At 71.5% G+C, this 23,756-nt stretch carries 18 protein-coding genes; 4 read left to right on the top strand and 14 right to left on the bottom strand.

Annotation, left to right across the window (positions count from 1 at the left end; translation table 11 throughout):
* The first annotated feature begins 156 nt into the window (after positions 1 to 156).
* Positions 157 to 723: a hypothetical protein gene (locus tag Raf01_RS36130; RefSeq protein WP_203922589.1), complete on the top strand. Its 567-nt coding sequence runs from the start codon at positions 157 to 159 to the stop codon at positions 721 to 723.
* A gap of 57 nt (positions 724 to 780) precedes the next feature.
* On the opposite strand, the gene Raf01_RS36125 is transcribed toward Raf01_RS36130, so the two are convergent.
* Entirely contained in the window at positions 781 to 1,611 is an 831-nt protein-coding gene (locus Raf01_RS36125; protein ID WP_203922588.1) for a hypothetical protein, read from the bottom strand.
* A 104-nt stretch (positions 1,612 to 1,715) separates the two neighbouring features.
* Between Raf01_RS36125 and Raf01_RS36120 the strand changes: the two genes are divergently transcribed.
* Positions 1,716 to 2,324, top strand: coding sequence for a winged helix-turn-helix transcriptional regulator (locus tag Raf01_RS36120; RefSeq protein WP_203922587.1), 609 nt, complete (start codon positions 1,716 to 1,718; stop codon positions 2,322 to 2,324).
* 10 nt (positions 2,325 to 2,334) lie between these two features.
* On the opposite strand, the gene Raf01_RS36115 is transcribed toward Raf01_RS36120, so the two are convergent.
* The 7 genes from Raf01_RS36115 to lgt form a co-directional block, all read right to left on the bottom strand.
* Positions 2,335 to 2,796 (bottom strand): RrF2 family transcriptional regulator, encoded by a 462-nt coding sequence (locus Raf01_RS36115; protein ID WP_203922586.1) that lies wholly within the window; start codon positions 2,794 to 2,796, stop codon positions 2,335 to 2,337.
* A gap of 126 nt (positions 2,797 to 2,922) precedes the next feature.
* On the bottom strand, positions 2,923 to 3,840 hold the full coding sequence (locus tag Raf01_RS36110; protein WP_203922585.1) for an acyl-CoA thioesterase: 918 nt from the start codon (positions 3,838 to 3,840) through the stop codon (positions 2,923 to 2,925).
* Positions 3,837 to 5,297: a pyruvate kinase gene (gene pyk, locus Raf01_RS36105; RefSeq protein ID WP_203922584.1), complete on the bottom strand. Its 1,461-nt coding sequence runs from the start codon at positions 5,295 to 5,297 to the stop codon at positions 3,837 to 3,839. The genes Raf01_RS36110 and pyk overlap by 4 nt, the downstream gene beginning before the upstream one ends.
* Before the next feature lie 184 nt (positions 5,298 to 5,481).
* Positions 5,482 to 7,005 carry a glutamate synthase subunit beta gene (locus tag Raf01_RS36100; protein WP_203922583.1) on the bottom strand — a complete coding sequence of 508 codons (1,524 nt, stop codon included), beginning with the start codon at positions 7,003 to 7,005 and terminating at the stop codon, positions 5,482 to 5,484.
* Positions 6,998 to 11,617 (bottom strand): glutamate synthase large subunit, encoded by a 4,620-nt coding sequence (gene gltB / locus Raf01_RS36095; protein WP_203922582.1) that lies wholly within the window; start codon positions 11,615 to 11,617, stop codon positions 6,998 to 7,000. The genes Raf01_RS36100 and gltB overlap by 8 nt, the downstream gene beginning before the upstream one ends.
* 315 nt (positions 11,618 to 11,932) lie before the next feature.
* Positions 11,933 to 13,141, bottom strand: coding sequence for an FAD-dependent oxidoreductase (locus Raf01_RS36090; RefSeq protein ID WP_203922581.1), 1,209 nt, complete (start codon positions 13,139 to 13,141; stop codon positions 11,933 to 11,935).
* An 8-nt stretch (positions 13,142 to 13,149) separates the two neighbouring features.
* A complete protein-coding gene (gene lgt, locus Raf01_RS36085) occupies positions 13,150 to 14,412 on the bottom strand; it encodes a prolipoprotein diacylglyceryl transferase (RefSeq protein ID WP_203922580.1) in 1,263 nt (420 codons plus the stop codon).
* Between the two features lie 78 nt (positions 14,413 to 14,490).
* Here lgt and Raf01_RS36080 point away from each other — a divergent pair, with 78 nt between their 5' ends.
* A complete protein-coding gene (locus tag Raf01_RS36080; RefSeq protein WP_203922579.1) occupies positions 14,491 to 14,985 on the top strand; it encodes an NUDIX hydrolase in 495 nt (164 codons plus the stop codon).
* 161 nt (positions 14,986 to 15,146) lie between these two features.
* Here the strand turns inward: Raf01_RS36080 and trpA are convergent, their stop codons facing one another.
* From trpA to hisI, 6 genes are all read right to left on the bottom strand, one after another.
* On the bottom strand, positions 15,147 to 15,962 hold the full coding sequence (trpA, locus tag Raf01_RS36075; RefSeq protein WP_203922578.1) for a tryptophan synthase subunit alpha: 816 nt from the start codon (positions 15,960 to 15,962) through the stop codon (positions 15,147 to 15,149).
* Complete coding sequence (gene trpB, locus Raf01_RS36070; RefSeq protein ID WP_203922577.1) at positions 15,959 to 17,173, bottom strand: tryptophan synthase subunit beta; 1,215 nt, start codon at positions 17,171 to 17,173, stop codon at positions 15,959 to 15,961. The genes trpA and trpB overlap by 4 nt, the downstream gene beginning before the upstream one ends.
* Positions 17,170 to 17,973, bottom strand: coding sequence for an indole-3-glycerol phosphate synthase TrpC (gene trpC, locus Raf01_RS36065; protein ID WP_203922617.1), 804 nt, complete (start codon positions 17,971 to 17,973; stop codon positions 17,170 to 17,172). The genes trpB and trpC overlap by 4 nt, the downstream gene beginning before the upstream one ends.
* A gap of 167 nt (positions 17,974 to 18,140) precedes the next feature.
* Positions 18,141 to 18,686 (bottom strand): Trp biosynthesis-associated membrane protein, encoded by a 546-nt coding sequence (locus Raf01_RS36060; protein ID WP_203922576.1) that lies wholly within the window; start codon positions 18,684 to 18,686, stop codon positions 18,141 to 18,143.
* A gap of 46 nt (positions 18,687 to 18,732) precedes the next feature.
* Positions 18,733 to 20,259, bottom strand: a complete 1,527-nt coding sequence (locus Raf01_RS36055; protein WP_203922575.1) for an anthranilate synthase component I — start codon at positions 20,257 to 20,259, stop codon at positions 18,733 to 18,735.
* Positions 20,256 to 20,609 carry a phosphoribosyl-AMP cyclohydrolase gene (gene hisI / locus Raf01_RS36050; RefSeq protein ID WP_203922574.1) on the bottom strand — a complete coding sequence of 118 codons (354 nt, stop codon included), beginning with the start codon at positions 20,607 to 20,609 and terminating at the stop codon, positions 20,256 to 20,258. Before hisI ends, Raf01_RS36055 begins: the two co-directional genes overlap by 4 nt.
* 366 nt (positions 20,610 to 20,975) lie before the next feature.
* On the opposite strand from hisI, the gene Raf01_RS36045 reads away from it, so the two are divergent.
* Positions 20,976 to 23,657 (top strand): midas domain-containing protein, encoded by a 2,682-nt coding sequence (locus Raf01_RS36045; protein WP_203922573.1) that lies wholly within the window; start codon positions 20,976 to 20,978, stop codon positions 23,655 to 23,657.
* Positions 23,658 to 23,756 lie beyond the last annotated feature (99 nt).

Raw genomic sequence — 23,756 nt, 5'->3', positions numbered from 1 at the left:
TGATGGTCGCGGCGTCGTCACCATCTCCGCCCAACAGACTCGGGTGCTGGCCGGCGTGCTCAGCGGGTTGCCGCCCGCGTAGATCGATCAGGTGTAGTACGCGTCGCGGTTGGGTACTTCCCGGACATCGAGATAGATCGACAGGGGAGGACCAAGGTGCGCAACCTACTGACCCGGCGTAGCGACACCGAGCCGGCCACCGAGGACACCGCCCGCGAGACGGTTATCAACCCCCGCGCGGACGGCGACGAACCCACGACCCGCCGGCTACTGACCCGGCGGCGGGCGACCCGACAGCCGGTGGAAGACCGGCGCGACACCAAGCCGGTGCCGGTGACCGAACCGGTGACCAAGCCGGACACCGAAACCACCGTCGAACCAGAACGGCAGCGCTGGGCGCACGTCAGCGCGATGGCCACGCTGAGCCTGATCGTCGGCGTGGTGGCCATCATGGCCGCGCTCACCGGGCTGATGGCCGCCGAGGCCATCGTGCTCGGCGTGATCGGCGGCGCGATCGCGGCCGGTGGGCTGGTCGGCGCGAGCCGGCGCGGCGTCACCGGACACAGCCTGGCACTGCTCGGTCTCGTCGCGAGCCTGGGCGCCATCCTGCTGGGCGTGCTCGCGATCGGCGGCGAACTGTCCTGGTTGGACAGCAAGACCGATGAGGTCGGCCGGCTGCACAGCTGGCTGCTGAACCAGCTGCCGTGGCTGAAGAACTGGTAGCCTGCGGTACGGATGTGGGGCCGGCGCATGCCGGCCCCTTCCGTATGTGCCCGCCGGTCAGTCCCCGAACGTGATCAGGGCTGCGCTCGCGTCGTCGTGGCGCTTGCCCCGCGTCTGGCGCCGGTCCGCACGCTCCGTTTCGCGTACCCGCGCGATGAGCCGGGCCGGCCCGTCCGCGGTGACCGCGTCGAGCAGCCCCGGCCAGTCGTAGAGCTCGAACCTCTCTACAGCGCGGGAGGCGCCGTCGCTCAACAGGCACATCCGGCGCACCGCGTCCGGTCCGGTCAGCGGCAGGGCTCCGGTGAGCGCCTGCTCGGCCGCCGACGGATCGATCGAGGCGACCCAGTACCCGTCCGGCGAGTTGATGTACCCACGCTGCGCGGTGATGATCGCCCGGACTCCGGCGGCGTGCTCCGGACTGCCGGTCGGGGCGCCGACCGGCATGCGTTCGTGCAGCACGCCGGCTACTCGCTGGGGGCGGTGATCGCTGATCACTTCGACCCGCCCGCCCGCCTCGTACACCAGCGGGCTGTCCGCGAGCACCAGGTACTCCAGCCGGTCCACCCCGTACCGGGCGAGGCAGACGGTGCTGGCCGGGGTACCCGGATGGGTGAGGTCGCACTCGCCGCCGTGCGCGTGCGACACCTGGCAGATCGCGGTGGCCAGCAGCCGGTCGAGGCGTACCAGCGGGTCGGCGGCGTACCCGCTGACCAGCCGCCCGGCCAGCATCCGCACGTACCACGACGGCCCGTGCGCGCAGCCGGTGTCCATGCCCTCCGGCACGGTCACGCCGTCGAGCACGCCGACCAGCCCGGGTACGGCGAACGCGTAGTCCTCGTTCGGGCCGCCACCGGGCACCGGCTCGGAAGCCAGCCGTACCTCTATCACGGAGCAGACCCTCCCGGGGAGTCGGCGCGATCCGCCAGCGGACCGCGTGTACGTTGCGACGGGCAATGGGTTGTTTCCCGAAAGCCATTCAATAAGCTGCGGGAATGCAGCGTACCGATTTCCACGCAATGCCCTGCTCTATCGCCCGTACCCTCGCGGTCGTCGGCGAGGCGTGGACCCCCTTGATCCTGCGCGATGTCGTCTTTGGGCTGACGAAGTTCGACGAAATCCAGCGCGACCTGGGGGTCGCCACGAACGTCCTGACCGACCGGCTCACCACTCTCGTCGAGCACGAGTTGCTCGCCCGCGAGCCGTACCAGCACCGGCCACTGCGTTACCGGTACGAACTGACCGCCAAGGGCGCCGACCTGCTGCCGGTCCTGCTGTCGCTGATGAAGTGGGGTGACCGCTGGACCGCCGACGAGGCCGGCCCGCCGGTCACCATCGTGCACCGCCGCTGTGGCCAGCCGACCGAGCCGCTGATGGTGTGCTCGGCGTGCAAGGGCCCGGTGCACGCGGGTGAGGTGGCCGCGCGGGGCGGACCGGGCGGGCGGCGCGGACCGGGCGCCTACCTGCTGCCCGGCTGGCTGGCCGCACCCGGGCGGCCGGACGCGAGGGAGACTGCGGCGCCGCCACGGGTCACGTCGGTGGGCCGCTACCCGAACGAAGATGAGGCGGCCACCGCGGGCGCGACCGGCAGCGTGAGCCGCTGACCGCAAGTTGTCAGACCCAGGCGGCCGGATCGGCGGCCAGGTCGCGTACCCGGTCGGGAAGGTCGCCGGCGGCCACGTCGGCGACCTTGACCAGGTCAAGGATCTCCCGCTCGCTCGCCCTCAGCGCGATCCAGACCTCCTGGAGCGCCTGCGCCGCGCCCTGGTAGCCCAGCGACTCCGGCCGGTGCCCGCGCACGTTGGCGAGCGGGCCGTCGATCACCCGGATCACATCGGCGAGCGAGATCTCGGTGGCCGGCCGGGCCAGCCAGTATCCGCCCTCGGGACCGCGCTGAGCGTTGACCACCCCGCCCCGGCGCAACTGGAGCAGGATGCTCTCCAGGAACTTGGGCGGGATGGACTGAGCCTGTGCCAACTGCTCGGCGGTCACCGGCCGGCTGCGGTCACCTTGAGACGACGAGGCCAGCTCAACGACGGCGCGCAGGGCATAGTCCACACGGGCAGAGAGTCGCACCAGCCAATTATGTAACCGAGGCTGACCATCCACCCAATCGGCCGGCGCGGTCCGGCTCACCCGAAACCGGCCACGTGAACCCAATCGGGGCGAACCGCGGGCGCCGGCCGCGCCTCACCACCCGGATCAGCCCTGCACCCGGCGCAGCAGCCCTTCCTGGACCACGCTCGCGATGAGCCTGCCGTCGACCGTGAACATCTGCCCGGTGGCCAGGCCGCGACCGTTGGACGCGGACGGGCTGGCGCAGTCGTACAGGAACCAGTCGTCCGCCCGGAAGGGCCGGTGGAACCACAGCGCGTGGTCGAGGCTCGCGCCCACGAAGCCGCCCGGCCCCCACACCTCGCCGTGCTGGCCGAGTACGGCGTCCAGCAGGGTCAGGTCCGAGGCGTAGGTCAGCGCGCACGCGTGCAGTAGCGGATCGTCCGGCAGCTTGCCGTCGATGCGCATCCAGACCTGCTGCCGGGCCGAGACCGGCCGGTCGCCGGGCCGTACCCAGCCGGGCTCCCCCACGTACCGGACGTCGATCGGGCGCGGGATCATCGACCAGATCCCGAGCCGCTCCGGGTACCGGGCGAGCCGCTCGGTCATCGTCGGCACCTCGTCCGGCGGCGGTACGTCCGGCGGAGCGACCTGGTGGTCCAGCCCCTCCTCGGTCACCTGGAACGACGCTGACATGAAGAAGATCGTCTTGCCGTGCTGCCGGGCGACCGAGCGCCGTACCGAGAACGAGCGGCCGTCGCGGATGTTCTCCACCTGGTACGTGATGGGCACCGTCGGGTCACCCGGCCGCACGAAGTACCCGTGCAGCGAGTGCACCCGGCGGCTCTGGTCCACGGTGCGGCCGGCCGCCACCAGCGCCTGGCCGGCGACCTGGCCGCCGAACACCCGCTGCAGCCCGATCTCCGGGCTGTCGCCGCGGAACTCGTCGTCGTCCAGCTGCTCGAGATCAAGGATCCCGAGCAGCTCGTCGACGGCGCCCTGACCGGTCTGGCCCCGGAAGTCCGTTTCGGAGTCTGAACCGGTCGGGCGACCCTCGTCCGTCACGACAGGTGCTGGCCGTGCGCCGGAGACGCGTTCTCGACCAGGGATCCGAGCTGGTGAACCCGGAGCGTGTTCGTCGAGCCCGGGGTCCCGGCCGGGGTACCCGCGACGATCACCACGTAGTCGCCCGGCTGCGCCGTCTTGATGTCCAGCAGCGTCCGGTCGACCTGCCGGAACATGTCGTCGGTGTGGTGCACGTATGGCACCAGTACGCTCTCCACGCCCCAGGACAGGGCCAGCTGGCTGCGTACCGCCGGCTCCGGGGTCAGCGCCACGAGCGGGAGCTGGCAGTGCAGGCGGGCCAGGCGGCGCACGGTGTCACCGGTCTGCGAGAAGGCCACCAGGGCCTTGGCGCCGATCGAGGTGGCGATGGTCGAGGCACCGTTGGTCAGCGCGCCGCCACGGGTGCGCGGGTCGTGCTGCAGCCGCGGTACCGCGATGGAGCCGGCCTCGGTCGTCTCGATGATGCGCGCCATGGTGGACACGGTCAGTACCGGATAGGCGCCCACGCTGGTCTCACCGGACAGCATCACCGCGTCCGCGCCGTCGAGCACCGCGTTGGCGACGTCGGACGCCTCGGCGCGGGTCGGCCGGGAGTTTTCGATCATGGAGTCGAGCATCTGGGTCGCCACGATGACCGGCTTCGCCAGCTCGCGGCCCAGCTGCACGCACCGCTTCTGCACCAGCGGAACCTGGTCCAGCGGCATCTCCACGCCCAGGTCGCCGCGGGCGACCATGATCCCGTCGAAGGCGTCGACGATCTGCTCCAGCGCGGAGACCGCCTCCGGCTTCTCGATCTTGGCGATCACCGGCCGGCGGATCCCGACCTCGTCCATGATCTCGTGCACCAGCTTGATGTCGTCGGGCGAGCGCACGAACGACAGCGCGATCAGGTCGGCGCCCAGCCGCAGCGCGAAGCGCAGGTCCTCGGCGTCCTTGTCGGACAGCGCCGGAACGCTGACCGCCACGTTGGGCAGCGAGACACCCTTGTGGTTGGAGACCGGGCCGCCCTCCAGCACCAGGCAGTTGATCTCGGTGCCGCCGGTGACGCTCTTGACCTCGATGGCGACCTTGCCGTCGTCGATCAGCAGCCGGTCGCCGGCCTTCACCTCGCTGGGCAGCCTGCGGTAGGTGCAGGAGACCCGATCCTTGGTACCGAGGATGTCCTCGCTCGTGATCACGACGGTGTCGCCGGTGCGCCACTCGACCGGACCGTCGGCGAAACGCCCCAGCCGGATCTTCGGCCCCTGCAGGTCGGCGAGCACGCCGACGGCCCGCCCGGTCGTCTCGGCGGCTTCCCGGACCCGCTGGTACACCTGCTCGTGGTCCTCGTGCGTGCCGTGGCTGAAGTTGAACCGGGCCACGTCCATGCCGGCGTCGACGAGGCCCCGGATGCGCTCGGGGCTGGTGGTCGCGGGGCCGAGGGTACATACGATCTTCGCGCGGCGTGTCACGCCCATTAGGCTAGTGCCTTCCGTTCACGGTCCGGACCACCGACCCAGCGGTACCGGGAAAATCCAAGATGAACACTCGATGTGCTCACGCAACAGTTGCGGTGCTACGGCAGCAGCGTTGGTGGCAGCATCCAGCATGGTACGACCTGGACCTGGACGCCCTCGTCGGGGCCTAAACGGAGAGCCCCACCTATACGGAGAGCGCTACCGCCTTCGGTTCGACCGGCGCGGGCAGGCTCCCGGCGCCACCCAGATAGGTGTGGATCGCCGACGCGGCGGCCCGGCCCTCGGCGATCGCCCACACGATCAGCGAGGCGCCCCGGTGCATGTCCCCGGCGACGAACACGCCCGGCACCCCGGTCTGCCAGTCGTCGGCGCAGTCCAGCCCGCCCCGCGCGTTGCGGGCCAGTCCGAGCTGGTCGAGCAGCGGACCCTCCTCTGTGCCCTCGAACCCGATCGCGAGCAGCACCAGGTCCGCCGGCAGCTCCCGCTCGGTGCCCGGCACCGGGGTCACCACCCGCCGGCCGCCCACCCGCTGGACGGCCACCTCGGCGATCCGGATCGCGGCGACCCGCGGCTCGCCGGAAGGCGCGCTGACGAACTCCTGGACCGCCACCGCGAAGACCCGCTCGCCGCCCTCCTCGTGTGCCGGGTACTGGCGCAGAATCCACGGCCAGGTCGGCCACGGGTCGCGCGCCTCGTCCCGCGCTTCGGGAGGCAGGGGGTACAGGTCGAGCTGAGTGATGCTGGCCGCGCCCTGGCGGTGCGCCACGCCGAGGCTGTCCGCCGCGGTGTCGCCGCCACCGATGATGATCACGTGCTTCCCGGCCGCGTCTGGTGGGCGCTTGCCGGTCGCCGCTCCGACAAGCTGCGCGTCGGTTTCTGCCGACGACGCCCGGCCGGACACCACGCGGTTGGCGGCCACCAGGTGCTCCATGGCCAGGTGGACGCCGGGCAGGTGACGGCCCGGGGTGTCCGGCACGTCCCGGCCGGCCAGTGCGCCGGCGGCCAGCAGTACGGCGTCGTGCTGCTCGCGGAGGGCTGCCAGGGTGACGTCGGTACCGACCTGGCACCCGGTCACGAACCGCACACCCTCGGCGGTCAGCTGCTCCAACCGCCGGTCAATGTGCGACTTCTCCAGCTTGAAGTCCGGAATGCCGTACCGGAGCAGGCCGCCCGGGGCGTCGTCCCGCTCGTACACGGTGACCTCGTGCCCGGCCCGGGCCAGCTGCTGGGCGGCGGCCAACCCGGCCGGCCCGGAGCCGACCACGGCCACCCGGCGGCCGGAGGACTCCGGAGCCGGCTGGGGCGCCACGTCGCCGTTGTCGAATGCCCGGTTGATGATCTCGACCTCGACCTGCTTGATGGTCACCGGCGAGCCACCCGCGATGGACAGCACGCAGGCCGCCTCGCACGGTGCCGGGCACAGCCGCCCGGTGAACTCCGGGAAGTTGTTCGTGGCGTGCAACGACTCGATGGCAAACGACCACTGCCCGGTACGGACCAGGTCGTTCCAGTCCGGGATGCGGTTGCCCAGCGGGCAGCCGTGGTGACAGAACGGGATGCCGCAGTCCATGCAGCGGGTGGCCTGCTCCCGGATCAGCGTGTCGTCGGCCGACGGGTACACCTCCCGCCAGTCCTGGATGCGTACCGGCACCGGCCGCCGCGCGGGCAGCTTCCGCTCGTACCGCAGGAATCCCTGTGGATCAGGCATTGACGCCTCCCGGTGCCATCACGGCCTCGTCGATGTCCAGGCCGGCAGCTTCGGCGGCTCGCATGGCTTCCAACACCCGGCGGTACTCGCGCGGGATGATCGCGGTGAACTCCTCGGCGCTGGCCGCCCAGGCGTCCAGGATCCGGCGCGCCACCGCCGACCCGGTCTCGGCCAGGTGGCGCTCGATCAGGTCACGCAGTGCCCGCTTGTCGTCGGTGGCGACCGGCTCCAGGTCGACCAGCTCCCGGTTCACCCGGCCGGAGTCCAGCCGCCACACGTACGCGGTGCCGCCCGACATCCCGGCCGCGAAGTTGCGCCCGGTCGGGCCGAGTACCACGACGGTGCCGCCGGTCATGTACTCGCAGCCGTGGTCGCCGACGCCCTCGACCACCGCGACGGCACCCGAGTTGCGTACCGCGAACCGCTCCCCCACCTGGCCGCGCAGGAACACTTCGCCGCCGGTCGCGCCGTACAGGATGGTGTTCCCAGCGATGATCTGGTCCTCGGCCGTGAACGGCGCCTGCTCGTCCGGCCGGATCACCAGCCGGCCGCCGGACAGTCCCTTGCCGACGTAGTCGTTGGCGTCGCCGGACAGCCGCAGGGTGACCCCGTTCGGGACGAAGGCGCCGAACGACTGCCCGGCGGTACCGCGCAGGTGCACCTCGATCGTGTCGTCGGGCAGTCCCTTGCCGCCGAACCGGCTGGTCACCTCGCCACCGAGCATCGCGCCGACGCTGCGGTGCTCGTTGCGCACGTCGATCTCGATCCGGGTCGGGGTGCCGTCCGACAGCGCCGGCACCGCGCCCGCCACGATCTGGTTGTCCAGAGCCTTGGCCAGCCCGTGGTCCTGGCTGGTCATCCGGCGCAGCGGGGCGTCGTCCTCCAGGTCCGGCACGTGCAGCACGGGACTCAGGTCGAGGCCCTCGGCCTTCCAGTGCTCGACGGCCGGCACCAGGTCGAGCATCTCGGCGTGCCCGATCGCGTCGTCGAGCGTGTGGAAGCCCAGCGCGGCGAGGTACTCCCGGACCTCCTCGGCCAGGAACAGGAAGAAGTTCTCCACGAACTCCGGTTGACCGGTGAACCGGGCACGCAGGGTCGGGTTCTGCGTGGCGATGCCGACCGGACAGGTGTCGAGGTGACAGACGCGCATCATGACGCAGCCCTCGACGATCAGCGGGGCGGTGGCGAAGCCGTACTCCTCGGCGCCGAGCAGGGCCGCGATCACCACGTCCCGGCCGGTCTTGAGCTGCCCGTCCACCTGTACCGTGACCCGGTCCCGCAGCCCGTTGGCCAGCAGCGTCTGCTGCGCCTCGGCCAGCCCCAGCTCCCACGGCGCCCCGGCGTGCTTGAGCGAGTTGAGCGGCGAGGCGCCGGTACCGCCGTCGTGACCGGAGATGAGGATGACGTCCGCCTTGGTCTTCGCCACCCCTGCCGCCACCGTGCCGACGCCGACCTCGGCGACCAGCTTGACGTGGATACGCGCCCGCGGGTTGACGTTCTTCAGGTCGTAGACGAGCTGGGCCAGGTCCTCGATCGAGTAGATGTCGTGGTGCGGCGGCGGCGAGATGAGCTCGACGCCCGGGGTGGCGTGCCGGGTCTTGGCGATCCACGGCCACACCTTGTTGCCCAGCAGCTGGCCGCCCTCGCCGGGCTTGGCGCCCTGCGCCATCTTGATCTGCAGGTCGTCCGCGTTGACCAGGTACTCAGAGGTGACCCCGAAGCGGCCCGAGGCGATCTGCTTGACCGATGAGCGGCGCGCCGGGTCGTAGAGCCGGTCGACGTCCTCGCCGCCCTCGCCGGTGTTGGACCGCCCGCCCAGCCGGTTCATCGCGATCGCCAGGGTCTCGTGCGCCTCGGCCGAGATCGAGCCGTAGCTCATCGCCCCGGTGGCGAACCGCTTGACGATCTCGCTGACCGGCTCCACCTCCTCGAGGTCGATCGGCTCCCGGTCGCCCAGCCTCAGCTCGAACAGCCCGCGCAGGCTGCCCGCCTGGGCGGCCAGCTCGTCGACCTTGGTGGTGTACTTCTTGAACACGTCGTACTGGCTCGACCGGGTGGCGTGCTGGAGCAGGAACACCGTCTCCGGGTTGAACAGGTGCAGCTCGCCCTCGCGCCGGTACTGGTACTCGCCGCCGACCTCCAGCCGTCGGTGCGCACGCTCCGCCCGGTTGGCGGGGTACGCGCGGGCATGCCGGGCGGCCACCTCGGTCGCGATCTCGGTGAGCCCGATGCCGCCGATCCGGCTGCTGGTACCGGTGAAGTACCGGTCGATCAGCTCCTCGTCGAGCCCGATCGCCTCGAACACCTGGGCGCCGCAGTACGAGGAGACCGTCGAGATGCCCATCTTGGACATGATCTTCAGGACGCCCTTGGCCATCGCCTTGACGTAGTTGTGGGTCGCCTTGGTCGGGTCGATGCCGGGCAGCGCCCCGGTGATGCTCAGGTCGTCGATGGTCTCGAAGGCCAGGTACGGGTTGACCGCGGCGGCCCCGTACCCGATGAGCAGCGCGGCGTGGTGCACCTCGCGGCAGTCGCCGGACTCGACCAGCAGCGCGACCTGGGTACGGGTCTGCTCCCGGATCAGGTGCTGGTGCACGGCGGCGGTCAGCAGCAGGGACGGGATCGGCGCGAGGTCGACCGTGGAGTCCCGGTCGGACAGCACCAGGATGCGCGCGCCGTCCTCGATGGCCTCGGAGATGTGCCGGCAGATCTCGGTGAGCCGGGCCTTGAGCCCCTGCCCGCCGTCCCGGATCCGGTAGAGCCCGGAGACCCGGATGGCCCGGAAGCCGGGCATGTCGCCGTCCTCGTCGATGGACAACAGCTTGGCCAGCTCGTCGTTGTCGATGACCGGGCCGGGCAGCAGGATCTGGCGGCAGCTGGCCGCGTTCGGGTCGAGTAGGTTGCCCTCCGGCCCGATCGTGGCGCCCAGGCTGGTCACCAACTCCTCCCGGATCGCGTCCAGCGGCGGGTTGGTGACCTGGGCGAACAGCTGACCGAAGTAGTCGTAGAGCAGCCGCGGGCGCTCGGACAGCACGGCGATCGGGGTGTCTGTACCCATCGAGCCCACCGGCTCGGCCCCGTTCCGGGCCATCGGGCCGAGCAGGATCTTCAGCTCCTCCTCGGTGTACCCGAAGGTCTGCTGGCGGCGCTGTACCGAGTCGTGGGTGTAGATGACGTGCTCTCGCTGGGGGAGATCCGCGAGCTTCATGAGGCCGGCCATGAGCCAGTCGTCGTACGGGTGCTCGGCGGCCAGCTCCGCCTTGATCTCGTCGTCCTGGATAATCTGGCCGGCCGCGGTGTCGACCAGGAACATCTTGCCCGGCTGGAGCCGGCCCTTGGCGACGACGGTCGCCGGGTCGAGGTCCAGCACACCGGCCTCGCTGGCGAGCACGACCAGCCCGTCCGAGGTGCGCCACCACCGGCCGGGACGCAGGCCGTTGCGGTCGAGTACGGCGCCGACCACCGTACCGTCGGTGAACGCCACCGCCGCCGGACCGTCCCACGGCTCCATCAGGCTCGCGTGGAACTGGTAGAACGCCCGGCGCGCCGGATCCATCGACGGGTCGTTTTCCCACGCCTCTGGGATCATCATCAGCACGGCGTGCGGCAGGCTGCGGCCGGCGAGGTGCAGCAACTCCAGGACCTCGTCGAAGTTGGCCGAGTCGGAGGCGTCTGGTGCGCAGATCGGGAACAGCCGCTTGATGGTTCCCGGGATCAGCGGGGAGGCCAGCAGCGCTTCGCGGGCGGCCATCCAGTTCCGGTTGCCGCGGACCGTGTTGATCTCGCCGTTGTGCGCGATGTACCGGTACGGGTGCGCTAGCGGCCAGGACGGGAACGTATTGGTGGAGAACCGGGAGTGCACGAGCGCGATGGCGCTGTCCACCCGGGGACTCGACAGGTCGGGGAAGAAGCTCACCAGCTGGTCCGGAGTGAGCATGCCCTTGTAGACCACGGTGCGGCCGGACAGCGACGGGAAGTGCAGCGAGATGCCCCGCTCGCGGGTCTCCCGCTCGGTCTGCTTGCGTACGCAGAAGGCCACCCGCTCCAGCTCTTCGCCGGACAGCAGGACGCCAGCCCGGCCGGCATCGGACGCGGTGAGCCGCCGCGCGGCCAGGAACACCTGCCGGATGTGCGGCCGGGCGCTCAGCGCGGTCGCGCCCAGCCCGTCCGGGTCCACCGGCAGCTCCCGCCAGCCGAGAACTTCGGCGCCCTCGACCAGCGCGTACTTCTCCAGCACCTGGACCGCGCGGCCGGCGTCCACGGGGCTGGTGGGCAGGAACGCCAACCCGGTCACGTACTGCCCGGCCGGCGGCAACGCGAAGTCGACCTCGGCCCGGTAGAACGCGTCCGGGACCTGGATCAGGATGCCCGCGCCGTCACCGGTGTTCGGCTCGGCGCCCCGCGCCCCGCGGTGGTCGAGGCGGCACAGCGCGGCCAGCCCCTTCTCCACCACGCCATGAGACCGCCGACCGTTGATGTCGGCCACGAAGGCGACGCCGCACGCGTCGTGCTCGTACGCCCGGTCGTACAGCCCCCGGGGAAGCGCATCACCGGCCGGATTCGGGCGGAAGTGAGCACCCCCCGCGGCGTCTCCTGGGTACGCGTGAGCCATCGGGCCTCCTGGACGTCATGCGAAGCGGGAACTGGGTGGGACGACGTCGGCCCTACAGAGCTTCTTGAGTCTACGTTAACGGGATCGGCCGACCGGGAGTACGGCCTGCTGGCACTATATTGATCACATATTGCTACTTGTCCATCAAGCGATTTGCCGCAATCAGGACTTTCACGGCATTGTCCGCCAGTCTTCGCACCTCAGGCACGGGTGCAACGGCGCCATTTCGGGCAGGCCGGCCGCACCCGGCGGCTCCGTCAGGCCGGCGCCCGCCACTCTGGCAGGCCGGCCGCACCGACGCCGCACGGCGCGATTTCAGGCCGGCGGCCGCCACTGGCGCACCGACGCCGACGCGCGGCCCAGCAGGCGGTTGGGCGTGAGCCCGAGCGCCGCGTCGCGGGCGCGCACCACCAGCGTGCTGTTCGCCGAGTAGACCGCGCCGACCCGGCGCGACTGGCGCAGGATGCGTGCCAACCGTGGCCGCCGAGCCCGGGTGTACGCGTCCAGTGCGCCTCCCAGCGTCCGCCCGGGGATCGCCTCCTGCAGCAGGGCACTCAGCGTGGCCGCGTCCTCCAGCGCCAGGCAGGCGCCCTGGCCGAGGTGGTGGCTCATCGCATGGGCCGCGTCGCCGAGCAGCACCACCCCGCCGGTCCCGCCGGGGAACGCGAACGTACGGGGCAACGGCCGCAGCTCCGCGACCGGGTGCTGGATGAGATCGTCCGGCTCGGTCGCGGCCAGCAGGTCGCCGATCGGCGCATGCCAGCCGGCGAACCACCGGCGCAGCAGGTTCAGCTGGGTCTCCGGCGGCTCCGGGCGGCTCGCTCCCGGTACGGTCGCTGCCCAGTACACGCCGCCCCTGGTGGACGCGCCGGCCGAACCCCGCTCGCCCAGCAGCGCGTACCGGAAGCGGTGCCCCGCGCCGAGCGTCTCCCCGCCGGTACCGGCGGCGTCGGAGGGCAGCTTCGGGGCCCGGTACCACGGAATGACCGCGCGCCAGGCCGCGCACCCCGCCGCCACCGCGCTGGATTCCGGAACCAGCCGGCGGCGCACCACGCTGTCCAGCCCGTCCGCGGCCACCACGACGTCGGCCTGCCAGGTGTTTTGCCCGTCGCTGACCGACGGCTGCTCGCCCGGCACGCAGCGCACGGTGCGGATCTGCACACCCGTGCGGATGTCGATCTTCTCGCCCAGGCCCGCGACCAGGGTGTCATGCAGGTCCTCGCGGTGTACCACCACCGAAGCGTCCGAGTCGCCCTCGGCGACGTCGTCCGGCTGCACCAGCCACTGCCCGCTCGGCCGGCGGATGCCCCGGGACGGTGCCGGGCTGGCGATCGCCCCCAGTCCGTCACTGAGTTTCAGCGCGCGCAGCGCACGCACCCCGTTGGGCCAGATGAGCAGCGCGGCGTTGTCGCCGCGCAGCCGGTCGCCGCGTTCCAGGAGGGTGACCTGCCAGCCGGTGCGAGCCAGCGCACCGGCGGCGGCCAACCCACCGACTCCGGCCCCGACCACCACCGCCGAGCGCATCGTGCCTCCTACTTCTCGGCCGTGCTGTGCGGCGTTCCGCCGTCGGACGGGCCGTGCCCGCCGTCGGCCGATACCGCGAGGTCCGCGTCGGGTTCCCCGTCCAACGCGCCGCCCGGCCGCTCCGCGCGCCAGGCTTCGTCACCATCCTCGACGGCCCCGGCCGGGTCGCCGTCGGTTGTCGCTGTCGCGGCTCCGCTCGCCGCGTCGCCGGAAGCGGTATCGGCGGAGGCCGCGTCGCCGGCAGCGGTATCGCTGGAGGCGGATTCCTCGGCGGTGCCGTCCCCGGTCGCCCCGTCGTCCACGTCGGTGGCCGTGGCCTTGCCGTCCAGGGCCTTGCCGTCCAGGGCCTTGCCGTCCAGGGCCTTGCCGTCCGGCACCTCGGCCTCGCCGGGCGCCTCGTCGTCGCGAACGGTCAGCAGCTGGCCGTCATCATCGACGTACAGCCGCGCCTGAGGCCCGCGCACCCGGACGAAGTAGATCAACGCCAGCACGAACACCACGAGCGACGTCCACTCGTTGAGCCGCAGGCCCAGGAAGTGGTGGGCGGTGTCCACCCGCAGCGCCTCGACCCAGAACCGGCCGGCCGTGTATGCCATGGCGTAGAGCGCGAACGCCCGGCCCCGGCCGAATCGGTGCCGCTTGTCCAGTTGCCAGACCAGGATCGCCACGCCGACGTCCCACAGCGATTCGTACAGGAAGGTCGGTTGGAACAGCCCCTCCTGGAGTACCGGCTTGCCGTCCATGACCAGCGAGTGGCCCGGGTTCTGGTCGTCCATGACGTGCACCCGCAGGCCCCAGGGCAGCGACGTCGGCCGACCGTACAGCTCGTTGTTGAACCAGTTGCCCCAGCGACCGAGCGCCTGGGCCAGCGGCAGCCCGGGCGCGGCGGCGTCGGCGACGAAGGTCAGCGGCACCCCGCGCTGGCGGCAGGCGATCCAGGCGCCCAGCACGCCGCCCGCGATCGCGCCCCAGATCCCCAGGCCGCCGTGCCAGATCCTGAGCGCGTCGACCGGGTCGCCGTCCTTGCCGAAGTACGCGTCCGGCGAGGTGATCACGTGGTAGACCCGGGCGCCGACGATGCCCAGCGGCACCGCCCAGACGGCGATGTCGAGCACCAGATACGGCGGGGCGCCGCGCCGGCGCATCCGCACCTCGGTGACAGCGCAGGCGGCCACGATGCCGAGCACGATAAACAGCGCGTATGCCCGGATCGGGATCGGTCCGAGGTCCCAGACGGCGGTAGTCGGGCTCGGAATTGCGGCGAGGCTCACGGTTGCACACGCTACCGCTGTCGGGAACCTCCGGTCGCCCCTGGTCTGGACTAAATGACGCGCCTAGGCTTTTCGTCCATGAACTCCGTTGAGTCCGCGGTCGCAGCGGTCATTCAGGACCCGGCCGGCCGCGTTCTGCTGTGTCAGCAGAGCCAGGGCCACCAGTTGTGGGGCCTGCCAGGCGGGACCATCCGCCAAGGGGAGAGCCCCATTCACGCCGCCGTTCGCGACATTTGCGAAGAAATCGGCACAGATGTGGAGGTCACCGACCTCGTCGGCATGTACCAGTTGACCGGCGACGGCTGCGGCGAAGACCTCCCGGACGTCCTGGTGTACGTCTTCCGGGCCCGCATCGAGGGTGAGGTCACCCTCAACGCGCCGGGTCGCATCCGCCGGCTGGCCTGGGAAGATCCGGACTCGCTGCCGGCCCCGATGACCGCGACCACGGCCATCGCGCTCGCCGACGCCACCGGGGACCGTGCCGGCGTCCTGCGCGTCGTCCAGCGCAACAAGGAGCCGGAGATCCCGGACGCGGTCGACGCGACGCCGGAGGCGGCGCTCTCCGCTGCCTGACCGGGGCGGTCTCCGCCACCGGACGGCCTCACCGCTTGGCGGCCTCGAGGGCCGCTGTCTCGTCACGGCCGCAGCCGGCGCGTCATGGCCGCAGCCGGCGCCAGCGCTCGGCGGTCTGAGGCTTGACGGCCCCAGCGCTCGGCGGTCTGAGGCTTGACGATCTACTGCTTCTCGGTCGCCGCGGAGGGCGCCCGCACGCCCTGTGCCAGGTCGGCGCTGAGCGCCCGCAGAGCCTCCAGACCCGAGTCGGGGTCGGGTGCGTCGAGCAGGCAGCGGATCAGCGCGCTACCGACGATCACCCCGTCCGCGTACCCGGCGACCGCGGCCGCCTGGCTGCCGTCACGTACGCCGAGCCCGACGCCGACCGGCAGGTCGGTGAACCGGCGCAGCCGCTCGACAAGGGTGGGCGCCGCCGACGAGGTCTGCTCCCGGGCGCCGGTCACCCCCATCACGCTGGTCGCGTAGACGAAGCCCCGGCAGTGTTCGGCGGTCATCGCCAGCCGTTCGTCGGTCGAGGCCGGAGCGACCAGGAAGATCCGGTCCAGCCCGTACCGGTCGGAGGCGGCCAGCCACTCCTGCGCCTCGTCCGGGATCAGATCCGGCGTGATCACCCCGGCTCCACCGGCGGCCGCGAAGTCGCGGGCGAACCGGTCCACGCCGTACCGCTCGATCGGGTTCCAGTAGCTCATCAGCACCACCGGTACGCCGACCTCCGCCACCGCTTCGATCGTGCGCAGCACGTCGGCGGTGCGTACCCCGCCGGCCAGCGCGATCTCGCTGGCCCGCTGGATCACCGGCCCGTCCATCACCGGATCGGAGTACGGCAGCTCAACCTCGATGACGTCGACACCGGCAGCCGCCATCGCGCGCATCGCCTCGATGCCGCCCTCGACGGTCGGGAAGCCCGCCGGCATGCAGCCGATCAGGACCCCGCGGCCGTCGGCGCGCGCCTTCTCGAAGGTGGGTGCCAGGCTCACGACCGCTCCTCGATGATCCCGAAGAACTTCCCCGCCGTCTCGACGTCCTTGTCACCCCGGCCGGAGAGGTTGACCACGATCGTGGCGTCCGGGCCCAGTTCGCGGGCCACCCGCCGGGCACCGGCCAGCGCATGCGCGCTCTCGATCGCCGGGATGATCCCCTCGGTGCGGCAGAGCAGCGCGAACGCGTCCATCGCCTCCGCGTCGGTGACCGGTTCGTAGGTCGCCCGACCGGTGTCGTGCAGCCACGCGTGCTCCGGGCCGACGCCCGGGTAGTCCAGCCCGGCGGAGATCGAGTGCGACTCGATGGTCTGCCCGTCCTCGTCCTGCAGGATGTACGTCCGGGCCCCGTGCAGGACGCCGGTGTCCCCGCCGGTGATGCTGGCCGCGTGGCGGCCGGTCGACACACCCTCGCCGCCGGCCTCGAAGCCGTACAGCCGGACCGAGGAGTCCGGGATGAACGCGTGGAAGATCCCGATGGCGTTGGAGCCGCCGCCCACGCACGCGCAGACCGCGTCCGGCAGGCGGCCGGTCAGCTCCAGGCACTGCGCCCGGGCCTCGACTCCGATGCCGCGGGCGAAGTCGCGGACCATGGCCGGGAACGGGTGCGGTCCGGCCGCGGTACCGATCATGTAATGGGTCGTGGCGACGTTGGTGACCCAGTCGCGCAGCGCCTCGTTCATCGCGTCCTTGAGCGTGCGCGAGCCGGTGCTCACCGGTACCACCGTGGCGCCCAGCATCCGCATGCGGGCCACGTTGAGCGCCTGGCGGCGAGTGTCCTCCTCGCCCATGTAGACCACGCACTCCAGGCCGAACAGCGTGGCCGCGGTCGCGCTGGCCACCCCGTGCTGCCCGGCACCGGTCTCCGCGATGATCCGCTTCTTGCCCATCCGCTGGGTCAGCAGGGCCTGACCGAGCACGTTGCGCACCTTGTGCGCGCCGGTGTGGTTGAGGTCCTCGCGCTTGAGCAGGATCCGGGCACCGACCGCCTCCGACAGCCGGGTGGCGTCGTACAGCAGGGAGGGCACGCCGCCGTACTCGCGCAGAAGCTTGGCGAACTCGTCCTGGAAGCCCTGATCTGACTGGATCTTGCGATATTCCGCGTCCAGCTCGTCCAGCGCCGGGATCAGCGCCTCGGGCATGAACCTGCCGCCGAAGCGGCCGAAGTGCCCGGCCGAGTCCGGCAACTGCTCCGGGGTCTCGTCACTCATCGCGTCGGCCTCGGCGTAGCCGGATGGCTACCCGCGGTTACCAATTCGGCCACCGCGTCGCGGGGGCTCTTCTGGGTCACCAGGCCCTCCCCCACGAGCACAGCGTCGGCGCCGGCCGACGCGTACCGGATCAGGTCGTGCGGCCCGCGGACACCGGACTCCGCGACCTTGACGATGTTGTTCGGCAACCCGGGCGCGATGCGCTCGAAGACCTCCCGGTCCACCTCCAGGGTGCGCAGGTCCCGGGCGTTGACGCCGATCACCCGGGCGCCCGCGGCCATGGCCCGGTCCGCCTCGTCTTCGGTGTGCACCTCGACGAGCGCCGTCATGCCCAGCGACTCGACCCGCTCCAGCAGGCCGACGAGCGCGTTCTGCTCCAGCGCGGCCACGATCAGCAGCACCAGGTCGGCACCGTGCGCGCGGGCCTCGTGCACCTGGTAACTGGAGACCACGAAGTCCTTACGCAGCAGCGGCACGTCGACCACGGCCCGTACCGCGTCGAAGTCCTCCAGGCTGCCGCCGAACCAGCGGTTCTCGGTCAGTACCGAGATGCACCGCGCACCGCCCGCCGCATACTCCCCGGCAAGATCGGCCGGATCCGGGATCTCGGCGAGCCGTCCCCTCGACGGCGACGCGCGCTTCACCTCGGCGATCACGCCCACGCCGGGTGCGCGCAGCAGGCTGAAGGCGTCCTTGGGAGGGGGCGCGGCGGCCGCCTGCTCACGGATCAGCTCCAGTGGGGTGCGCTGCTGCCGGGCCGCGACATCCTCCCGCACGCCAGCCAGAATTTCATCGAGCACACTCGGGCTGCCCGCGGCGGTTGACATCGGACTCCCCTCGTCGGGTGTCATGCGCCCGATGCTAGGGGGCGGCATCAGGCTCCAAGTGTCGGGGGTATGGCATGCCTCACCAGGTGGACTACTGCATAATGCCCATTCCCCGCAGTTAAGTCCATGATCGGTCACGATCACCGGGTGGGGTCCTCGCCCCGGTCCAGCGCGTCCCACATCGCCACGTCGGAACGCGACGGTCCGGTGTGCTGCGGCTGGTCCTCGGCCGGCGTGCGGGGCGCCTGCGGGCGCTCGTACCGGCCGCCCATCGCCGGCCAGGAGCGGCTGCGGAACGTCGCCTCCCAGCCGCCGTACCCGATCAACAGCGCGCCCACCATCGCGAGTACCGGCCAGATCACCGTGACCCGCGCGACGGTGGCCAGGCCGTACCCTCCGCCGGCCAGCACGCCGAGCCCGGACAGCAGCAGCACCACTCCGACCAGCGACCGGGACCGGCCCCGGGTGGCCAGCAACGCGCCGGCGCCGGCGAGCGCGACCAGCGCCAGCGCGGTCAGCCACGGCACCAGCGATGATCCGGTACGCGGGGTGTGCAGGACCGCGAAGGGGGCGCTCCGCCGGGTGATCTCCACTGTCCAGGTGCGGGTAGCGGCCAGCAGCGACAGCGCGGCGCCCAGGGCACAGCCCAGCACCGCCCTGGCCAGCGCTCGCCGCCCCACGTTCATCGCGCTGCCCTCGCGGTCTGTCTCATGATTCGCTCGCGACCCCCGCTCATCGCGCTGGCCGCAGTGTCTCGGCGGCCGCGATAGCGGCCAGTACGGCGGCCGCCTTGTTTCGGGTCTCCTGCTCCTCAGCGGCCGGATCCGAGTCGGCGACCACTCCCCCGCCGGCCTGGACGTAGGCGACTCCGTCACGCACCAGAGCGGTGCGGATCGCGATCGCGGTGTCCAGGTCGCCACCGAAGCCGAAGTAGCCGACGATCCCGCCGTACAGACCGCGCCAGGTCGGCTCCAGCTCCTCGATGATCTCCATGGCGCGGACCTTCGGAGCCCCCGAGAGAGTACCCGCAGGGAACGTGGCAACCAGCGCGTCGAACGCCGTGCGGTCGTCGTTCAGGTCGCCGACCACGGTGGACACGATGTGCATCACGTGGCTGTACCGCTCGATGGTCGCGAACTCCCGCACCTGCACGGTGCCGGGCTGGCACACCCGGCCCAGGTCGTTGCGGCCGAGATCGACGAGCATGACGTGTTCGGCCCGCTCCTTGGGGTCGCTCAGCAACTCCTCGGCCAGCCGGGCGTCCTCCTCCGGGGTGGCGCCCCGCCAGCGGGTGCCGGCGATCGGGTGCAGCATCGCCCGCCGCCCGGTCACCTTCAGGTGCGCCTCCGGCGACGAGCCGACGACATCGAAGCCGTCGAACCGGATGAGGTACATGTACGGGCTCGGGTTCGTGGTGCGCAGCACCCGGTAGATGTCCAGCGGGTCGGCGTCCGTCGCGCGCTCGAACCGTTGCGACACAACGATCTGGAAGCACTCGCCGTCGCGGATGGCCTCCTTGGCCGTCTCGACCGCCTTCGGGTGCAACCCCGCCGGGGTACGGGAGACGACCCGGCCCGCCGCCGGAAAGTCCACAGTGGACACCAGCGGCGGCGTCGGCCGGGACAGCGCGGACGTCATCGCGTCCAGCCGGCCGATCGCGTGGTGGTACGCCGCGCTCGCCTTGGCGTCGTCGGTGTCCGTCGGCAGCACCGCGTTCGCGACCAGCAGCGCGGATCCGGTGAAGTGATCGAGCACCACCAGGTCGGTGGCCAGCAGCATGCCCATCTCGGGCACCTGCAGGTCGTTGTCGGCCAACTCGGGAAGTCGCTCGAACCGGCGGACGATGTCGTAGGCGAGGTAGCCGACCAACCCACCGGTCAGCGGCGGCAGGTCCTCGCCGGTGACCGGAGTGCCCGAGCCGGCCAGCGCGCGGACCGTGTCGCGCAGCGCCACAACCGGGTCGCCGTCGACCGGCACGCCGTCCGGCGGAGTGCCCAGCCAGTGCGCCCGGCCGTCACGTTCGGTCAGTGTGGCGGCGCTGCGAACCCCGATGAACGAGTACCGCGACCACGCCGTGCTGCCCGCCGACTGCTCGGCCGACTCCAGCAGGAAGCTGCCCGGGCCGCCGGCCAGCTTCCGGTACACACCGACCGGAGTCTCGCCATCGGCGAGCAGCCGGCGGGTGACCGGGATCACCCGGTGGTCGCGGGCCAGTGCGCGGAATGTCCCCTCATCGGGGGTCACGACGCCGGTGGTCACTGGTCCTTCTCCTCAAAGATCACATCGGTGAAGCAGGTGCGGGTGCCGGTGTGGCAGGCCGCGCCGACCTGCTCCACCTTCACCAGCAGCGCGTCCCCGTCGCAGTCCAGCGCCACCGAGCGCACATACTGATGGTGCCCGGACGTCGCGCCTTTCACCCAGTACTCCCTACGGCTGCGCGACCAGTAGGTGGCCCGGCCGGTCGTCACGGTGCGGCGCAGCGCCTCCTCGTCCATCCAGGCGAGCATCAGCACCTCGCCCGTGTCGTGCTGCTGGACGATCGCGGCGACCAGGCCGGCCGGATCGCGGCGCAGCCGAGCGGCGACTTCGGGAGCAAGAGCAGGGACCACTGCCCGATTGTTCCCTACTCACCGGGGCCGTTGCCAAGGTGTCCCACATCCATCGGCGACCCCACGATCATCCCTCTCAGCTCGGCCGGTTTCGGGGGCTGTGCTGCTCGACTCGCGGTAGTACCGTATGACTGCGCCGCCGCTGATTCCCGGCGATCGCACATTCCCCTGCACTCTTCGGGCCTCCGTCACCAGAGCGGACATCTGGGGCGGCTTATTGCCGCTTCGCACCCCGCCGCGGCCCGATTGGCGTACCCGCGTGCGCCTTGGCAGGAGGGTGCGTGGCTTTGCCGCGAGTCCGCGCTGACGCGAGCGGACCAGAGTCTGGCGCTCGTGCCGCCAGACAGATGCGGACGGAGAATTGCCATGCAGGCGAACATCGAACGTGCCGACGACGTGCCGCCAACATCCGGATCGGATTCGGCGGCGATCCCCGCTCCCCGACTGCCAGCAGACGATATGACCGCCGAGTACCCGCGGGTCCGGGTACCGGCACCGGAGGCCGACGCCCCGGCCGAGCCCGAGGCGGTGGCCGACGCCCCGGCCGAGCCGGACGCCGATGCCGACCCGGACGCCAGCACGGACCCGGACGCGGGCACCGACTCGGAGGTGTCGGCCGAGTCCGGAGCCGAGCCGACCGCCGAGGCGGCGATCGGAACAGAGGCCGGGACTGACGGAGACGTGACGGTCTCCGAATCCCCCGCCGAAGCGGAATCCTTCACAGACTCCGGATCCTTCACAGACTTCGAAACTTCCGCAGTGTCCGCCGCAGAAGCCCCCGCCCAACCAGCCGACGACGCAATCGAGTCAGCAGTCGAAACCTCAGCCGAGCCGGAGTTCTCGGCCGAGTCCTCGGCCTCCCCAGAGACCGAGGACGCCATTTCAGCCGAGCCGGAGGCGGCGACCCTTGCCCAGCCGGAGACCGAGGACGCGTCTGCGTCCGAGCCGGAGGCCGGCGACTCGACTGCCACCGAGCCGGTAGCCGAGGACGCGACTGTCACCGAGCCGGAGGCAGGGGACGCCACCGAGTCCGAGGCTGACGCCGGGTCGAGCGCCGGATTCGCCGAAGAGCCGGTGGCCGAGGCCGATCCGGCCCTCACACCGGCGGCCGAGACGGAGTACGCGAGCCCCGAGCCCGCGACCGAACCGGACGCCGAAGCATCGGCGGACTTGACCGGCGATGACGAGCCGGAGGCCGTGGTCGAACCGGCCGAAGAGCCGGAGGGCGACGAGGCCGAGGAGCCGGAAGCCGAAGCCGACGACGAAGACGACGACACCAGCGACGAACCCGAAGCCGACGCCGACGACGAACCAGCCGACGAGCCAGACCCCGAACAGCCCGAAGCCGACGCCGACGACGAAGACAACGACACCAGCGACGAACCCGACGACGGCGAATCCGATGCGGAGACGGCAGCGGCGGACTCCGAGTCGGACAGCGGCGACGAACTCGCCTCCGCCGGTTCGGACGCCGATGAATCCGGGGCGGACGACCCGCTGGGCGAAGAACAGCTGGTCGAACCGGTCGCGGCGGACGTGAGCGAGCAGGACGACGCGATCGACGACGTCGACATCGAGTCGGAATCCGCCGACGAACCGGCCGCCGAGGCAGACGTGACCGAGAGCGAGGCCGAGGCCGACCCCGAATCCGAGACGGTCGCCGAAACCGAAGCCGACGATGAGACCGACGTCGAGGCCGCTGGCGAGCCGGAAGCTGGTGCCGAGCCTTTCGCTGAAGTGGCAGCGGCCGACGGCAGCGACGACTCCGAGGCCGACGACGAGCCAGAGGCAGACGTCGAGCCAGAGGCAGACGCCGAGGCCGACGAGAGCGGAGCCGAGGCCGAGGAACCCGAGGCCGTCACGGAACCGGAGGCAGAGGCCGCCGACGACAGCAGCGACGAGCCGGTGGCCGAGACCGACGAGCCCGAAGCCGTTGACGAGCCCGCTGTCGAGAGCGACGAACCGGAGGCCGAAACCGACGCGACCGAAACGACGGACGACGAGCCCATCGCCGTGCCGGTGGCCGACGCCGAGGACGCCAGCACCGACGAATCCGAAACCGACGAGCCAGTAGCCGAAACCGAAGACGCCGAAGAGGCCGCCGAGGTCCAGGCCGAGGCCGAGGCGACCGACGACGAGACCGCTGCCGAGCCCGTGGCCGACGCCGACGTTGCCACGGAGCCCGAGGCCGTCGAGCAGTCCGAGACCGACGCCGACACCGCCGAGAACCCGGCAGCCATCGTGGAGGCCGACACCGCCGACGAGCCGACAGCCATCGAGGAGGCCGACGCCGAGGCCGCCGACGAGCCGGAGGTCAACGAGCCGGCAGCCGACGACGCGGCACAGGAGCCGGTCGCAGCCGAGGCCGCCGACGAACCGGTGGCGGCGGCGGGCGACGAACCCGACAGTACGCAGAGCGAGGATGCATTGACCGACGACCATCTCGGCGGAGTCGACCCCCAGGAAGTCGTGGCCGAGGCCGAGGAAATCGCGGCATCTGCCGCCGAACCGTCCGCCGCCGAACCGTTCGCGGCCGAACCGGAGGCCGTGGGCCTGCTCGTCGACGAGGCAGACCCGGCCGAGGGTGCCTCCGTCGGGAGTGACGAATCCGACCTGGCCGGCGAAGACGAGCCGGACGACACGGCCACCACGTTCGTGGCCGTCGAGGACGCCGGCGGTCCCGACATCGAGCCCGCCGGGGACGAGTTCGCCGAACCGGAGCAGGTGAGCGTCCTCGTCGCCGAGGTTGCTCCGCTGCGCCCCGGCGACATACCCCAGACGAACATCGCGGTCTGGAGTCCGGATACCGTGGCCGACTTCCGCCAGCACCTCAGGGAGGTCCAGGCGCGGTTCGTGGACGACCCGGTCGAGGCGGTAGCGGAGGCTCAGTCGCTCGTGACCGAGGCGGTACGGGGCCTTGCCGAGGCTCTGCTCGCCGAGCAACTGGACCTCGACCCGCGGCAGCACTCCGACAACCCGGACACCGAGGCACTGCGCATCGCGCTTCGCAGGTACCGGGACTTCCTGGAGCGGATTCTGGCGCTGTAAAGCGACCGGTCCGGGTCGCCTGGCGCCAGCCACGCCGACCCGGACCGGTCAGAAGACGCGAGTGCGGCCGGGAGTGGGAAGCCCCCGGCCGCTCTCGTC

The organism is Rugosimonospora africana, assembly GCF_016862975.1.
Taxonomy (GTDB): domain Bacteria; phylum Actinomycetota; class Actinomycetes; order Mycobacteriales; family Micromonosporaceae; genus Rugosimonospora; species Rugosimonospora africana.
The sequence above is the reverse complement of the archived record's forward strand: the minus strand, read 5'-3'. Positions and strand labels throughout refer to the sequence as shown.

Coding starts and splice junctions, on each gene's coding strand:
- Raf01_RS36100 (WP_203922583.1), bottom strand. CDS start 7,005: ATGCCTGATCCACAGGGATTCCTGCGGTACGAGCGGAAGCTGCCCGCG.
- Raf01_RS36080 (WP_203922579.1), top strand. CDS start 14,491: ATGAACTCCGTTGAGTCCGCGGTCGCAGCGGTCATTCAGGACCCGGCC.
- pyk (WP_203922584.1), bottom strand. CDS start 5,297: ATGGGCGTGACACGCCGCGCGAAGATCGTATGTACCCTCGGCCCCGCG.
- trpB (WP_203922577.1), bottom strand. CDS start 17,173: ATGAGTGACGAGACCCCGGAGCAGTTGCCGGACTCGGCCGGGCACTTC.
- Raf01_RS36120 (WP_203922587.1), top strand. CDS start 1,716: ATGCAGCGTACCGATTTCCACGCAATGCCCTGCTCTATCGCCCGTACC.
- Raf01_RS36090 (WP_203922581.1), bottom strand. CDS start 13,141: ATGCGCTCGGCGGTGGTGGTCGGGGCCGGAGTCGGTGGGTTGGCCGCC.
- gltB (WP_203922582.1), bottom strand. CDS start 11,617: ATGGCTCACGCGTACCCAGGAGACGCCGCGGGGGGTGCTCACTTCCGC.
- Raf01_RS36060 (WP_203922576.1), bottom strand. CDS start 18,686: ATGAACGTGGGGCGGCGAGCGCTGGCCAGGGCGGTGCTGGGCTGTGCC.
- Raf01_RS36045 (WP_203922573.1), top strand. CDS start 20,976: ATGCAGGCGAACATCGAACGTGCCGACGACGTGCCGCCAACATCCGGA.